The organism is Alkalibacterium sp. s-m-28 (assembly GCF_054658175.1).
The window spans coordinates 26,131-41,944 of sequence record NZ_BAAGIQ010000003.1 but is presented as its reverse complement, the minus strand read 5'-3'; the positions used below and the strand labels follow the sequence as shown (position 1 = coordinate 41,944).

At 43.4% G+C, this 15,814-nt stretch carries 13 protein-coding genes; 1 reads left to right on the top strand and 12 read right to left on the bottom strand.

The features are described 5' to 3' along the window. Nucleotides 1–17 precede the first annotated feature (17 nt). The 3 genes from recG to ACYQ4S_RS01220 all read right to left on the bottom strand — a co-directional run bounded on the left by recG (nucleotide 18) and on the right by ACYQ4S_RS01220 (nucleotide 4,208). The gene (recG, locus tag ACYQ4S_RS01230; protein ID WP_459768843.1) at nucleotides 18–2,060 is read right to left on the bottom strand and encodes an ATP-dependent DNA helicase RecG; all 2,043 of its coding nucleotides are present in this window, start codon (nucleotides 2,058–2,060) and stop codon (nucleotides 18–20) included. A gap of 78 nt (nucleotides 2,061–2,138) precedes the next feature. After that, nucleotides 2,139–3,797, bottom strand: coding sequence for a DAK2 domain-containing protein (locus ACYQ4S_RS01225; RefSeq protein ID WP_459768841.1), 1,659 nt, complete (start codon nucleotides 3,795–3,797; stop codon nucleotides 2,139–2,141). A gap of 45 nt (nucleotides 3,798–3,842) precedes the next feature. After that, nucleotides 3,843–4,208 carry an Asp23/Gls24 family envelope stress response protein gene (locus tag ACYQ4S_RS01220; protein ID WP_091265043.1) on the bottom strand — a complete coding sequence of 122 codons (366 nt, stop codon included), beginning with the start codon at nucleotides 4,206–4,208 and terminating at the stop codon, nucleotides 3,843–3,845. Nucleotides 4,209–4,572: 364 nt separating this feature from the next. Between ACYQ4S_RS01220 and rpmB the strand changes: the two genes are divergently transcribed. Then, a complete protein-coding gene (rpmB, locus tag ACYQ4S_RS01215; protein WP_034299399.1) occupies nucleotides 4,573–4,761 on the top strand; it encodes a 50S ribosomal protein L28 in 189 nt (62 codons plus the stop codon). Nucleotides 4,762–5,306: 545 nt separating this feature from the next. On the opposite strand, the gene ACYQ4S_RS01210 is transcribed toward rpmB, so the two are convergent. From ACYQ4S_RS01210 to priA, 9 genes are all read right to left on the bottom strand, one after another. Further along, entirely contained in the window at nucleotides 5,307–5,675 is a 369-nt protein-coding gene (locus tag ACYQ4S_RS01210) for a PilZ domain-containing protein (protein WP_459768840.1), read from the bottom strand. Nucleotides 5,676–6,003: 328 nt separating this feature from the next. Continuing rightward, complete coding sequence (locus ACYQ4S_RS01205) at nucleotides 6,004–6,648, bottom strand: thiamine diphosphokinase (protein WP_459768838.1); 645 nt, start codon at nucleotides 6,646–6,648, stop codon at nucleotides 6,004–6,006. Next, the gene (gene rpe / locus ACYQ4S_RS01200) at nucleotides 6,649–7,302 is read right to left on the bottom strand and encodes a ribulose-phosphate 3-epimerase (protein ID WP_459768836.1); all 654 of its coding nucleotides are present in this window, start codon (nucleotides 7,300–7,302) and stop codon (nucleotides 6,649–6,651) included. Continuing rightward, nucleotides 7,302–8,216 (bottom strand): ribosome small subunit-dependent GTPase A, encoded by a 915-nt coding sequence (gene rsgA / locus ACYQ4S_RS01195; RefSeq protein WP_459768834.1) that lies wholly within the window; start codon nucleotides 8,214–8,216, stop codon nucleotides 7,302–7,304. Before rsgA ends, rpe begins: the two co-directional genes overlap by 1 nt. 14 nt (nucleotides 8,217–8,230) lie before the next feature. Next, entirely contained in the window at nucleotides 8,231–10,246 is a 2,016-nt protein-coding gene (gene pknB / locus ACYQ4S_RS01190) for a Stk1 family PASTA domain-containing Ser/Thr kinase (protein WP_459768832.1), read from the bottom strand. Then, nucleotides 10,247–10,975, bottom strand: coding sequence for a Stp1/IreP family PP2C-type Ser/Thr phosphatase (locus tag ACYQ4S_RS01185; RefSeq protein ID WP_459768830.1), 729 nt, complete (start codon nucleotides 10,973–10,975; stop codon nucleotides 10,247–10,249). Between the two features lie 103 nt (nucleotides 10,976–11,078). After that, nucleotides 11,079–12,431, bottom strand: coding sequence for a 16S rRNA (cytosine(967)-C(5))-methyltransferase RsmB (rsmB, locus tag ACYQ4S_RS01180; RefSeq protein ID WP_459768829.1), 1,353 nt, complete (start codon nucleotides 12,429–12,431; stop codon nucleotides 11,079–11,081). Further along, nucleotides 12,424–13,368 carry a methionyl-tRNA formyltransferase gene (gene fmt, locus ACYQ4S_RS01175; protein ID WP_459768827.1) on the bottom strand — a complete coding sequence of 315 codons (945 nt, stop codon included), beginning with the start codon at nucleotides 13,366–13,368 and terminating at the stop codon, nucleotides 12,424–12,426. The genes rsmB and fmt overlap by 8 nt, the downstream gene beginning before the upstream one ends. 19 nt (nucleotides 13,369–13,387) lie before the next feature. Further along, nucleotides 13,388–15,802: a primosomal protein N' gene (gene priA, locus ACYQ4S_RS01170; RefSeq protein ID WP_459768825.1), complete on the bottom strand. Its 2,415-nt coding sequence runs from the start codon at nucleotides 15,800–15,802 to the stop codon at nucleotides 13,388–13,390. Between the last annotated feature and the right edge of the window lie 12 nt (nucleotides 15,803–15,814).

Genomic DNA, 15,814 nt, shown 5'->3' with positions numbered 1-15,814 from the left:
CCTGTTACTTTCTAATGTTAGTCAAGGATCGGCTGCTGATCGAGGATGATTCCTATCTCATTTCTGAGTCCAGCATACGCTTCTTCCTGATAAAACTGTTCTGAATTCAGTAGAAGTATAGCCTGCTTACGAGCGTCTTCTAAAATTACTGCATCTTCATTGATATCAGCAAGTTTGAATTCAGGCATCCCCGACTGCTTCAACCCGAACATATCTCCGGACCCACGCATTTCCAGATCCTTCTCACTGAGGACAAAGCCGTCACTCGTTTCGGTGACGATTTTCATTCGCTCTGCTCCTTTTTCTCCTTTGGGATCAGCGATCAGAACACAGTAAGATTCATCTGCTCCACGCCCTACTCTGCCTCTCAGCTGATGCAGCTGAGCCAGGCCGAACCGGTCTGCGTCGTGAATGACCATTAATGTAGCGTTCGGGACATTTACGCCTACTTCGATGACTGTTGTCGAGACGAGCACATTCAGTTCGTTTGCCTGAAATGCTGTCATAACTTCTTCTTTTTCTGAAGGTGTCATTTTACCATGAAGCAGCCCGACTGACGCCTGACTTCCTAGAGCTTCCTGGTAGGTGGCCTGCAGCGCAGTTACGTTTTCAAGATCCATGGTTTCCGACTCTTCAATCAGCGGGCTGATGACATATACCTGATGGCCTTTACGCAGCTCTTTCTGTACAAAGCCAATGAGTCTGTCAAAATGAGCCGGACGGATCCAGTAAGTCGACACCGGTTTCCTTCCCTTAGGCATTTCATCGATGATCGATACATCCATCTCTCCATATGCCGTAATCGATAACGTTCTAGGTATAGGGGTGGCCGTCATGAAGAGCACGTCAGGGTGATAGCCCTTTTCTCTCAAAGCTTTTCTCTGGTTCACTCCGAACCGATGCTGCTCATCAGTGATGACGAGAGCGAGAGACTTGTAATTGACCCCTTCCTGTATCAAAGCATGGGTTCCAACGACACAATCAATCGATCCATTTTCCAGACCTTCAAGGATGGCATCTCTTTCTTTCTTACGAGTAGATCCCGTCAGCAGAGCAACTGTAATGTCAATATCAAGGAACATCTCATCAAGAGACTCTTTGTGCTGAGCGGCAAGAATTTCAGTAGGTGCCATGAATGCCGTCTGCCTGCCATCTGTTTGGGCAGCTAATATCGCTGCAGCGGCTACCACTGTCTTTCCGCTCCCAACGTCCCCCTGCACCAGTCTGAACATCTGGCGGGAAGACAGAAGATCTTTACAGACTTCATTGACTACTCTTTTCTGAGCCTCCGTCAGTTCGTATGGCAGACTCCTGAAAAATGACTTCAGTCTATCAACATTATATTCGATACGATTACCAAACTGGCTGTTCTTCAGCTGTTTCTTGCGCCAGATCAGTTTCATCTGATAGTAAAAAAACTCTCTGAATACAACTGAGTACCGGGCCTTTTCAAGCTGCTCATCACTTTCCGGAAAATGCATATTGAATATCGTCTCTTTCATGCTCGACAGCTTAAACTCTTCCAGTAGAGTCAGTGGCATATTATCCTCTATAAAAGGATGATAGATGTCCCATGCTTGTTTTATCAGTTTGAGCAAAGTAGACTGTCTGATTTTTTTCGTAGTATGGTAAATGGCCTCGGTATTCTGATTCTCATTTCCTGTAGAAAGGATTTTTATGCCGTTAAGCTGTTTTCTATTGATATCCCAGCGCCCGTATATCTTTAAAAGGTTACCGGCCTGTACCTGTTTCTGAAGGAAAGGCTGATTAAAGAAAGTCACGCTAACTATCACATGATCGCAGTTGATACGGAAAGTCAGTCGATTCTTTCTTCTCCCGAAGTGACTTAATACACTATCTGACAGTGCAATGCCTTCCAGCACCACTTTTTCGTTATCTTCAATTTCATCGATAGCTCTCACAGTCAGGTCTTCATAGCGAAAGGGATAATGGGTCAGAAGATCGTAAATGGTGTAAATCCCCAAATCGTTCAGAGCATCGATTCTTTTTTCTCCAACGCCTAAGAGTACTGATACCGGGTCTTGAATAGACTGATTCACAAACTCTCTCCTTTCTAAAAAAACAGGAATAGAGGAAACAACAGAATCACAAGTCGTTTCTCCTATTCCTCTTAATAATTATTCTACAGAAATCAGATACGGATAAACGGGCTGATCTCCAGCATGAATTTCAACTTCCAAATCAGGGAAGTGATCATTGATATACTCAGAGATTTTTTCAGCTTCTTCTTCAGTTCCATCTTCACCGATAAGCAGTGTGACGATCTCGCTGTCTTCATCAATCATCAGCTCTATTGTCTTGACCGCTACATCAAACATATCAGGTTCTGTTACTTTGATTTCTCCATCGATCAGACCCATGAAATCGTCCTTGCGGATCGCCAGGCCGTTGATTTCGGTGTCTCTAACTGCAAAAGTGATTTGACCGGATTTTACAAGATCCAGTTCTTCAGTCATTGTCTCTTTGTTTGTTTCCAGATCATGTGCCGGATTGTATCCCAGCATAGCTGTCAGCCCTTGCTGAATCGTACGTGTCTCAACGACAGCTGCACTTGCTTCGACGACTTGTGCAGCCTGCTCAGCAGCCATGAAGATATTCTTATTGTTAGGCAGAATAATGTAGTTGTCAGCCGGTACGCTCTCCATGGCTTTGACGATATCTTCAGTACTTGGATTCATCGTCTGTCCACCTTGAAGCACATAGTCAACACCCAGACTTTCAAACAGGACTTTAAGCCCTTCTCCAGGAGCTATAGCTACAACAGCAAAATCTTTTTTCTTAGTAGTCTGCGGAGTAGAATCGTCAGAATGAGACAGCTCAGAGTGCTGCTCACGCATATTATCGACTTTGATCTTCATCAGTGAGCCGAATTTCTGACCGTAGTTCATGACTTCGCCCGGTTTTTCGGTATGCACGTGCACTTTGATGACTTCTTCATCTGCTACGACTAGAAGAGAATCTCCGAGTTTATCTAAGTAATTTCTGAACTCTTCGTAGTCAAATTCCTGCTCAACTGTTTCCCCTTCGCCGATACGAACCATAATTTCAGTACAGTATCCAAACGTGATGTCTTCAGTTGATACATGCTCATGCACGCCTCCTCTATGGTGTTCTGCACGAACCAGTTCATCCAGTTCATGTTCTTCTTCAACAAGCTCTTCTCCAGTCAGTGAAGAAAGAAAGCCTTCATAAATATAGACTAGACCTTGTCCGCCACTGTCAACCACGCCTACTTCTTTAAGAACCGGCAGAAGATCAGGAGTCTTTTTAAGTGATTTTTTAGCAGCAGTGAGGACAGTTTCCATTATCTCGATAACGTCGTCAGTTTCCTCAGCCTTTTTCAATCCGGCTTTTGCTGACTGTCTTGCAACTGTCAGTATTGTCCCTTCTACAGGTTTCATCACTGCGTTGTAGGCTGTGTCTACTCCACCTTGAAAAGCTGCAGCTAATTCCTGTGCATTGATTTCTTCTTTGCCTTCGATCGCTTTAGAGAAGCCTCTGAAAAGCTGGGAAAGAATAACACCGGAATTTCCACGGGCACCCATAAGCAGACCCTTGGCCAGTGCCTGGGCAGTGTCTCCCATGTTGTCACTGGTTGAATCTTTAACAGCATTCGCTCCGCTGGTAAATGATAAATTCATATTTGTCCCTGTATCACCATCCGGTACCGGGAATACATTCAATGAGTTGACATATTCAGTCTGTTCGTCCAGACGTTTTCTACCCATGGCCACCATTTCTTTAAACTTTTTTGATTTTAAACTCTTAACATCCACTTTTGCAATTTCCTCCTTTGTCACTTTTAGAACAGTGACTATGGCTTACATGTCATTTTGAACTCTTACGCCCTGAACATATACATTCACTGAACTGGCGACAATACCCAGGTCATGTTCCAGCTGGTATCTCACTCGCTCCTGAACATTTTTAGATACTTCAGTTATTTTCGTGCCGTAACTGACTACGATGTAGACATCTACAACAATACCCTGATCTTCCTGTCTGACCTCTACACCTCTTGAGTAGTTGTCTCTATTTAGGATTTCATTGATCCCATCTCTCACATGTTTACGGCTGGCCATACCTACGATTCCAAAAATCTCCGTAGCTGCTCCACCCACTACAGTCGATATGACATCATTTGACATTTCGATCGTTCCAAATTCATTGTTCAACTGAACACTCATCCTTTTTCCCCTTTCTCCTACTATATATATACAGAGTTTTTTAAAGGTTTCTTTTGATATTCAAACACATTTTAGCATATCGCATCCCATAAAAAAAGACAAGATAATACGGACCTTGCCTCTGGGGATGAGATGAATAAACCCTTTATGTTATATCCTCCAGTATACACTGTTCCAGCCTACTTTTGTAGATAAAACTTAGTATTCATAATGACTTTCAGAAAAAAATGTATACCGTCGGCTGTAAAGTAATAATCCTTGAACGATTGCAAAAAAAGACTTGCTTCATTCACTGATATGTGATACTTTATATAAGTATGAGTTAGCTTTGTTTGTTAAAGCTATGCACGAAGGAGGAGAAAAAATGGCTAAAGAATGTTTTGTAACTGGACGTAAAGCTAGAAGCGGAAACAACCGCTCACACGCTAACAACAAATCAAAACGTCGCTTCGCTGCGAATTTACAAAAAGTTCGTATCATGGTTGATGGAAAACCTAAAAAAGTATGGGTTTCTGCCCGCGCTTTAAAATCAGGAAAAGTTGAACGCGTATAATAATAAAATCATAGAGCCTGCAGATGTTAAGTAATTTAGCATATGCAGGTTTTTTTTGATATTTTATTTTTTTTTAAAATGGGTTACCTAAGACAATCAGCAAAACAACCCTACAGCCCAGGACAAACTAGTCATGGACAGTCGGGTTGTTTTAATGGAATAGCACGTGAACTACCCACCACTTAAATCCTCCGGATTTTGAAGTGGGGGCTTCCTACGAACTCCATTCTTGTCTGCACAGGTTTCATGCAGACAGAGGAATCGGATATGGGTAGGCTCAAAAGGCAGTCCCTGCCTCATAGGTTTTCTTTTACTTGGCTAACGCCAAGGAATACTCAGTAGGCTTGGTTGTCGCCTATATAGACTTGGTTATCGTCTATATATAAAGTATACCAAATGAGAATGACATTAACCACTTCAAGCTATCGCTTGACCGAAATTCATCTCCCACTTTCACTGGTGCTTCGCACCCATACGCTTAGAAGTGGGAGACTTCTTTCGGAATTACGTTAAAGGATCTCAGCAAACATATATAAAGTTCAGTCTTATGAAAAAAGATCAGATTTATTCTGTTTGATCTGATACTTATTTATCACTCCTATTAGTCTTGACTCTTCTTTTACTGATAAAGGAGCTAGTTTTACGCCGTACTTAATGTACCGGTTCTCCTCTCCGCTCTTGCGGATAATGCATCCCTCCAGTTCAAACCATTCTTCTTCCAGTTCAAATTTAAATGTATATGTCAGAAACTCGGTGACCTTGAATGTTTCTCTGCTTACAAAGGACAATCCATTACCACTAATATTGCTGAGTGTTACTGTATAAATTCTATCTTCTTTTGCCGGTAGGATCATCGTGGCTTCTTTGAACCCACTGATCCGGCAGCGGAAGAACTTCCTTCTATTACTAATCATCTGCATACCTCTATTCGCTATGTAAAAGCTTAATTTGTTATGGTATCAATTATTATATTTCTATATTAACATATCTTAGAGCGGTCTATACTATAAATTTTAACTTTAGGCATATCACCGGCTGTCTTCAGTATGGTGTTCAGACAACTAAATTTTAAGATGGGATAGTATTTTCACTATTATCCTTTCGCTCACCTGATTCTTCTGATTAAAAAAGCAATGAGTGCTCTCACCACTTTTGGAGAGGTCTCATTGCTTTTTGTTCAGTCAAAGTTTAGTGATCTGGATTTCTTATCATTCCTGAAATCATATTCTGATATAAATGTATTCAGTCTCTACTTTGAACAAAAGCTATTATACCAGACTTAAAGGTCAGGTTTGCAGTTGCTGCCACGAACTCATTACTGATCAGAGCTGCTGGGTAGTCATAATCAACTCCATCGAGCTGATACTTGAACCCCTGACCAAGAGACAGGTGCTTGACCGGAGTCATCCCGATAACAGAGCAGTAAGTTTTATTATGCTCTTTAACCACTTTGTGTACGCCGGGCTGATAATACTTTATACTGTTAGTCTGATTGACAAACTCTATTTTTCCTTGGATATTGTGGAATCTAGGCTGCAATGGAATCATAAGAATGCTCATCAGATGATCCAGCCGCCCACCTGACCAGCCATAGACAATCAACTTCTCTGAGTCAAACTGCTTCATGGCATAGACCAGACTTAGCTCTGCATCCGTATCTTCTTTATCAGGATCTACTTCAATAAATGTCCCAACATGTTCTTTTATCTTCTGCTTTTCCATCTCTGAAATCGAATCGAAATCGCCAAGAGCCAGGTCAGGACTGTAGCCATTTTCAGTTAGGTAAAACGCCCCTCTGTCCACTCCGATGTAGTGATCCTGCTGTTTCTTTGGTGGCCAGGCTCTTTGCTCATCCGGGCTTCCCAGCATAATATGGACCGTACTCATCTACTTCACCGACTGTTTCAGATTGGTGATCTGCTGTCCAGCATCACTTGCACCATAGACGTATGAACCGGCTACCAGTACTGTAGCGCCTGCTTCTATACAGACTTTTGCAGTCTCATCATTTATTCCACCGTCAACTTCTATTTCATAAGAGTACCCGTGCTCTTGTTTCAGAGCAGCCAGCTGCTCTATCTTACTGACCGTCTCTTTAATGAACGACTGCCCTCCAAATCCAGGATTGACTGTCATGACTAGGACGAGATCTGTCATGTGCAGACTATCAGCTATCATGGAGACGGGAGTGGCCGGATTGATTACCAGACCTGCTTTAACTTCAGCTGACCGAATCATCTGGAGTGCACGGTGCAGATGGACCGTGCTTTCAGCGTGAATCGAAATAATATCTGCCCCTGCCTCAGCAAAGTCATTGATATAATTTTCAGGGTTTTCTACCATCAGATGACAATCAAGAGGCAACTGAGTGTGTGGTCTAACGGATTTGACTATCGGCACACCAAAGGACAGATTGGGTACAAAATGACCATCCATCGTATCGATATGGATCCAGTCTGCTCCCCCATCCTCGACCTTCTGAATCTCTTTCTTCAGTTCCGCAAAATCCGCACTAAGAATAGATGGCGCAATTTTAACCATTATTTTCCCCTCTTCTTTCCATAACGTGGTTTTCTGTTCTGTATCTCTTCGATAAGAGAGAGATAGTTGTTGTATCTAAATGATGCTATCACCTGTTCTTCTACAGCCTTCTTGACGGCACAATTTGGTTCATTCTGATGTATACATCCGCTGAACCGACAGTCTTTTCCTTTTTCCCAGATTTCCGGAAAACAGGCTGACAGATCCTGTGCATCCAGCTCTTCAAACTCAATCGCACTGAAACCAGGCGTATCTGCAACCAGTCCTCCGAGTAAAGGCACAAGCTCAACGTGTCTTGTCGTATGTCTTCCTCTTCCAAGTGATTTGGAGGTTTCCCCAATCTTCAGTTTAAGTTCCGGGTCAAGACTGTTCAGCAGGGTTGACTTGCCAGCTCCGGACTGCCCCATGAACACTGCCAGCTTATCTTTGACAAGATCGCCAAATCTCTCCTGCAGTGTCACTGGATTCACCTGCTCATTTTGATCCGGTAATATCACTTTGTATCCGATAGAAGTATAAATATCGGCAAGATCCTCTGCAGCAGCGTATTCTTCATCTGTCGTCAGGTCTGTCTTGGTAATGTAGATGACCGGTCTGATATGATGCTGCTCAAGAGACACAAGATAACGGTCAAGAAGTGAAGTAGAAAAATCCGGGTCCTTGACCGACATGATGACAAAGCCCAGATCCACATTGGCAACGGATGGACGGGACAGTTCATTTTCTCTCGGCATTATTTCTTCCAGTGTTCCTTCTTTGTCTGTCTCGAATGTAAACTTCACTTTATCACCGACGAGAGGTGTTTCATTTCTCTTTCTGAAAATCCCTCTCGGACGGGTCTGATACACATCTTTTTCAGGTGTCTGGATATAGTAGAAACCGCTGAGGGCTTTTATTATTCGTCCTTCGTGCAAGTACCTTCCTCCTTCTAGTCGTTCGGGCTTATCCCTGTTTCTTCTCTGATGACTTCCCCGTCTCTAACGATTCTGAAACTGGCTGTCTGCCCTTCTTCCACTACGAATGTAATGATTTCCGGAGTGTCCTCATAGATGTCAAAGGCTCGGTAGACATCGTCAAACGAGTGCTCAGCATCTTCGACATAAATCTCAATGGCATTGGGTGTCAGCCCTTCGTCTGATTCTCCGTTTTCATCATCTTCTTCATTTTCTTCATCTCCATCATTTTCTGCATCTTCTCCTGTCTCACTTAGGTACTCAATGATGATACCTCTGTCAAACGTTACATATTCGGGTTCTTCAGGCCCAGTTGAGAAGACAACTGAGATTCTCGATCCCGGATATACCGTTGTTCCCGGTTCAGGAGACTGTCGGGCAACCTGTCCTTCAGGAATAGTATCGTGCGGTTCATTGGTAATAGTTACTGAAAGGTTCAGATCATCGGCATAGTCTTCTACTCCTACAGAAGAATATCCGACAAGACGCCTTAGAGTAAAACCTTCCGGACCACTGCTTACTTCAAGGGTTATCGTCGATTCACTTGGCACTACTTCTTCGCCGGCAGATATACTTTGGGAGACGACATTCCCTTCAGATATATCATTACTGAATACGTCTTCTCTTTCTACCGTGAAGCCCATATCTGTCAGTTCAGCCCTCGCATCCTCATATGAGACATTTTCATAATCTTCAAGGGTGATCATCTCTTCCCCCAGGCTGACAAACAGGTTAACTGAAGCAAATTCCCGGAGTACTGCATCAGGTGACGGATTTGTACGGATTATTCTACCTGCTTCCACATCAATGCTGTTCTGCTCAATGATATCTCCCACCTGCAAATTCAGTTCTTCCAGTTCTTCTTCGGCCTCCTCAAGCGTAAGGTCTGATAGATCCGGCACACTCACCTCTCTTGGTCGTGTCATACTGAAGACCAGAAGAGTGCCAATCAGCATCAAAAGAAGAAGAAGAATGATGAAAAGCAAGCCTTTCCTCCGCCGTTTTCTCTTCTTTTCTTTATTAGGTTCAGGTGCAGTTTTACCCGGCTCTTCAACTGGTTTTTGCTCAGCTGAAGGTGCTTCAGTTTTATCCGGTCTGATTTTTACCGGTTCAATCATACGTGTTTCATCATCGTGTGTCGATACAGGCATAAATTTCATTTCTTCTGCCCGTGATTCTGACAATGATGTTTCAAGATCCTTCTTCATCTCTGTGACAGACCGGTAACGATCACCCGGTTCTTTAGCTGTGGCTTTCAGAACAACATTTTCGAGAGCCTGCGGAAGTGAAGAATCGTTTTCTTTTAGTGAAGGCATGTCGTTCTGGAAATGCTTCAAGGCAATCGATACTGGGGACTCCCCATCGAATGGCACACGGCCCGCGAGCAGTTCGTAAAGAAGGATACCCAGTGAATAGATATCTGATTGCTTCGTTGCCATACTTCCTCTCGCTTGCTCGGGCGAAATATAGTGAACGGATCCCAGCAGCGAGTTAGTTTGAGTAATGGAATTTTCTGACAATGCTACTGCAATCCCAAAGTCCGTTATTTTTACTTTTTCACTATGATCGATAAGAATATTCTGCGGTTTAAGGTCTCTATGGATAATATTGTGATTATGTGCATATTCTACAGCAGCTAAAATCTGAGACATGATTTCGATTGTTTTTTTATAGGGAATCGGATGGTTCTGACGAATAAATTCCTTAAGATCGTATCCCTCCACGTATTCCATGACGATGTAAGGTGTATCATCTTCCCCTACATCGACCACATTGACTATATTCGGATGTATCAGCTCAGTTGTTGAAAGGGCCTCTCTCTTGAAGCGTCTGATACTGGCCTCATCATTATGAAAATTATAGGCCATCAGTTTAACGGCCACATTTCTTTCAAGGATAAGATCTTCTGCCAGGTAAACTTGTGCCATACCTCCGGATCCTATTTCTCTTATTATCTTATATCTGTTGCTAATTCTTTCTCCGGGAATCACTTACGCTCCCCTCCTAACATTCTGCGACTGTTCAGTCAGATCGATCAGACAGACGGTTATATTGTCTGTCGATCCATTTTTTAATGAAGCATCAATCAAGGCTTCAGCTTTGCTGCTTAAATTTAGTTCACTCTGCACGATGTTGTTCATCTCTTTCCTGTCGATCCCATTCGACAGCCCATCGGAGCAGAGCAGGATCAACTGTGTCTCTTCTTTATTCAGTTCAAAAAAGTCAATCATCACTTTGTCAAACACTCCTAGCGAGCGTGTGAGGGTGTGCCTCTGATGATGATTTTTCGCTTCTTCCTCAGTAATTTCACCGCTCAGGTGGAGTTCGTTGGCAAACGAATGATCGACTGTGATCAAACGCATATCATTGTCAGCATTCAGCTGGTATGCTCTGCTGTCCCCGACGTTTCCTATTACGATCGCTTCATTAATAAACGCTGCAGTAACAAGGGTGGTTCCCATTCCCTGAAGATGATTGTAAGTTCTGGCTACTCTGTAGATCCGCTGATTCTCTATATTGATCTGCCTGTCAAGCCATTCCTTAACATCTGCTGAAGTGGCAAAAGCTGTTTCCTGCCATCTATGACCCAACTGCATGACAGCCATCTCGCTTGCAATATCTCCAGCCTTGTGTCCACCCATGCCGTCACATAAAATAGCCAACAGCTGATCGGCCTGATTATAAAAGAGTTCGACAAAATCCTGATTAGTCGTTCTCATTCCAATATGTGTTTTCTTATAAGTATTCAGTTTGTATCACTCCATATTTTCCTATGTAAATCACCGACCATAAGTCTATGATCAGTGAACAGAATTAAACTGACTATGTCTTTCTCAAAGAAGCTATGAAAAAACCGTCCGTATGGTACCGATGCGGGTACAGATGAAGAAAGCCATTTTCAGATAGCTTGATGCTCGAGTTATTTCTATAAACCGGTTCGATTTCGTATGAAGGCTGTTCTGAGAGGAAAGCTTCTACCACGTCATCATTTTCTTTTCTGGTGATTGTGCAGGTACTGTAAACAAGTCGTCCACCTTTTTTCAGCAGCGGAGCGACAGAAGTCAGAATATCCAGCTGGACTTTCTGCAGAGCATTTATATCTGACAGTCTTTTCTGGTAGCGGATATCTGGTTTCCTTCTCATAAGACCTAAGCCTGAACACGGGGCATCAATAAGTATCTTGTCGAATGACTCGTGTTCAAATGTTTCAGCGGCTTTTCTCGCATCCATGGCATTCGTTATTATTATATCAGCAAATCCCAGTCGATCCGCATTTTCTCTTATTTTTCTTATTTTTTTCTCATGAAGATCAAGAGCGGTCACCTGTCCGCCTTTGGTTTTATCCAGATAAGTGGCAATGTGGGTGGTTTTCCCCCCTGGTGCTGCACAGGCGTCCAGAACCGCATCCCCAGCTTCAATTTGCAGTGCTTCAGCAACAAGCATGGAACTTTCGTCCTGAATCGTGATGACTCCATCCTTAAATAATGACGAGTGCACAGGCAGACCTCGCAGACAAATCAGTCCGTTTGCGGACACTTTGCTCTTTTCAGTTTCAAATCCTTCCAGTTCCAGCTGCCTCTGAACGTCTTCCACAGACTTGAGTGTCGTGTTGACCCTTAAACTTAAGCGGGCCTTGTCAGATAAGGAATCGAGTATTTGTTCTGCCTCTGCCATTCCAACTTCTTCTGATAGAAGCGTAACGATCCACTCAGGGTAACTGTACATAATGGACAATTTTTTTATCGGTTCACTGATGTCATCTGCTGAGCGTACGCCTTTTCGCTCAATGGCACGGAGCACGCCGTTGACAAACCCTGATATCCCTCTGTTTCCTCTGACCTTAGCAATATTAACAGCTTCATTGACTATCGCATGCATAGGTATTTTATCGAGAAGTGTGATTTGGTATAAGGATACACGCAGCAGCTGCATGACCCATCCATCTATTTTCTTCTGTTTTCTGATAAATGGATCCAGTTGATAATCCAGCTTCAGCTTATTCTGAATGACACCATATACCAGCTCAGTCAGAAAACGTGTATCTTCTGGAGACAGCTGATTCTGTCTGAGGACATCGTTCAGTACAATATTACTGAATGCCTGACTGGCTTCAACCTTGTCTAAAATTTCAACAGCCAGGTAACGGCTGCTTTGCTTTATCTTCTGATTACTCAAATCGTTCCCCTTCTTCTAAGTGGTTGACTGCTCCGGACAGAAAGTCTTCTATCGTCATTTTAGGCTTACCGAATGACTGAACTTCCTTAAGGGACAAGACAGTCTGTTCTCCGCACTGAATCTGCATGTCCTTATTTGTAAGTCTGACTATCGTTCCAGGCTCTTTATCAGATGATTGACTGCTTGCCTCTGCCCGCCAGATCTTGAATCTCTGACCTTTCAGCAAGGTATATGCTCCGGGAAATGGATTCATTCCACGTACTTTAAAAGCGATGGTCTCTGCTCGCTTAGTCCAGTCGATTTTTTCTTCTTCTCTGGAAATCATCGGTGAATAGGTCACTTCAGACAAATCCTGACTTGCAGGTGTGTGAGTCCCGGAAAAGATATCCGGAAGGGTGTCCAGAAGGAGGTCTCTGCCGATCAAACTTAATTTACCGAAAAGCGTTCCAACAGTATCTTCCGGATCAATTCTCAGAGACCTTTGGGAAATGATGTCCCCTGCATCCATTTCCTTTTCCATGTACATGATGGTTACACCTGTTTCTCTATCCCCATTGATTAGTGCATAATGAATAGGCGCCGCACCTCTGTACTTTGGAAGCAGAGATGCGTGCACATTGACTGCCTTATACTTTGGCGCTTTAAGCATTTTCGTCGGCACATACTGTCCATAGGCAGCGGTAACGATGATATCCGGATCAAGCGCAAGCACCTGATTCATCTCTTCGGATCCTGACAGTTTTTCCGGTTGGAAAACAGCAATGCCATGTTCAACGGCTTTCTTTTTAACAGGTGGCGGAGTCACCACCTTTTTACGTCCCACTTTACGGTCCGGCTGAGTGACAACTCCAATCACCTCGTAATTTTCTTCCTGTATAAGTCCTTCCAGTATCGGTACTGAAAATTCAGGTGTTCCCATAAATACTATTTTATACATAGGATAAACCCCTTTCCTCTTAAATAAAGTCGAGTGGATGATAGTCCAAGGATATATACAGACCTTTAGCCTGTTCTTTCTGGGTATTCATCAGCAGCTCATGGCACTTTTCTTTCAGTTTCTCTTCTTTTTTATATTTAATGATCGTCTGGAAATGATAGCGGTTATGTGTTCTGGCAATGGACTTTGGAGTCGGTCCTAATATAATAGCCTGTTCACTTAAGGACGGTTTCAAATACTCTATGAATTCATGAATTTTCTTAGATGCAGTCATTTCGTTCTCATGACTGACTGACAGCTTAAGCAGAAAATAATAAGGACTGTATTCACTGAGCCGTCTCAGATTCATCTCTTTTTTGAAAAATGAATCATAATCGTGATGCTTTGCTTTCTGAATGGCGTAATGATCAGGATTGTAAGACTGGACAATGACCTCTCCAGTCTTCTGTCCACGTCCGGATCGCCCACTCACCTGAGTAAGCAGTTGAAAGGTTTTTTCTGCAGACCGGAAATCCGGTAGTCCAAGAGATGTGTCTGCATTAATGACCCCAACTAGAGTGACATCCGGAAAATCCAGACCTTTGGCTATCATCTGAGTCCCGAGCAAGATATCAGCCTGTTTCTGTTCAAACCGCTTGAACAGTTTCTGATGTGCCCCTTTTTTTCTTGTAGTATCAACATCCATACGAATGATGCGGGCGTCTGGAAGATACTCCTGCAGTTCCTCTTCAACTTTTTGAGTCCCGGTACCGTAGTAACGGATCGCAGGGCTTGTACATTTCGGACAGTTTCTTGGAATCCCTTCTTCATGGCCGCAGTAGTGACACTTCATTGTCTTAGTATCCATATGAAGGGTCTGAGATATGTCACAATTGGGACATTCCAGTACGTATCCGCAGTCCCGACAGAGGACAAAAGATGAGTAGCCTCTTCTGTTCAAAAGCAGGACAGCCTGTTCATTCTGATGGATGCGCTTGTCCAGCTCACTCAGGAGCACGTCTGAAAAAGTGGACCGGTTACCGTTTTTAGCTTCCTCACGCATATCGATAACCTTAACTTGCGGCATGGCAGCCTGGTTAGCCCGCTCACTCAGTTCCAGAAGGGTATATACTCCTTTCATCGCCCGCGCCCTTGATTCCAGAGAAGGCGTTGCACTTCCCAGCAGGACAGGACAGTTATGATACTGTCCTCGCCAGACTGCTACATCACGGGCATGGTATTTAGGAAACTCTTCCTGCTTGTAGGTCGTTTCGTGTTCTTCGTCAATGATAATCAGCCCGATTTTTTTTAGTGGCGCAAAAATACTGGAACGGGCGCCTACCACTACTTGAGCCTGTCCTCTCTCGATCTTTCTCCATTCATCATACTTTTCGCCATCAGACAAGCCGCTGTGCAGGACAGCTACACGGTCTCCGAAACGTCCTTTGAATCGTTCGACCATCTGTGGGGTCAGGGCAATTTCAGGTACAAGCATGAGAGCCCCTTTATCCTTTTCTAGAACTTCAGAAATCGTCTGAAGATAAACTTCCGTCTTGCCGCTTCCTGTCACCCCCTGAAGCAGAAAAACTTCATGCTGTTCAGTCTTTACAGCCCGATCGATCGTGTCGAAAGCCACTTTCTGATCGGCTGTCAGAGAAAGCGGCTGACTCTGTTCAAAAGTTATATCTGAAAAAGGATCTCTCAGGACTTCCTTCTCGACAATTTCACACCAGCCTTTCCCTTCTCCCGTCCGAATATGAGACAAGGTTAGACCGTGTTCTTTAAATGCTGTGACAGGCTGCTCCTCTTGTTTTTCCATCTGCTGCAGCAGGTTTAAAAGGATCAGCTGCTTGTGCGCATTTGAAGGAATCCCCATCTTCATTTCTTCCAGGTGCTCATATGACAATAACGGTCTGACGTATTTTTCTTTTTTGACTGTACTCTTGTCTGTAACGAGGTAATCGATATGCACTTTATTTTCTTTTTCCAGTTTAAGGACAATATCCAGGCTGTCAGCTTTCTCAGCCTCTTCCCAACTTATTCTATCTTTACCTTTAAACAAATCGAACAGCAGGTCTTCATCAATTTCATCGATAACACGTATTACTCTGACATAACGCGCTTTTAGTACAGCAGGAAGCATTGTCTGATAGCATTTGATCTGAAAACTGAAAGTCTGATAAGCCAGGTCTCTGCCAAGAGTAATCATTTCTTCACTCAGTACCGGCGAGTTATCCATGAGGGACTGGATTTCTTTTATATCGCCCGAAAAAGTCGTCTGATCACTGAAGCCGACGACAAAGCCCTGGACCGTTCGGCTTCCCTTACCAAAAGGTACGATCACTCTCATGCCTTTCTGAATAAACGCTTCAAAACGCTCTGGGATTTTATAGGAATAAGGCTGATTTGTCTGTAACGTAGGCACGTCCACTATAACTTCAGCAAATAATGCCATCTGATTCTTCCT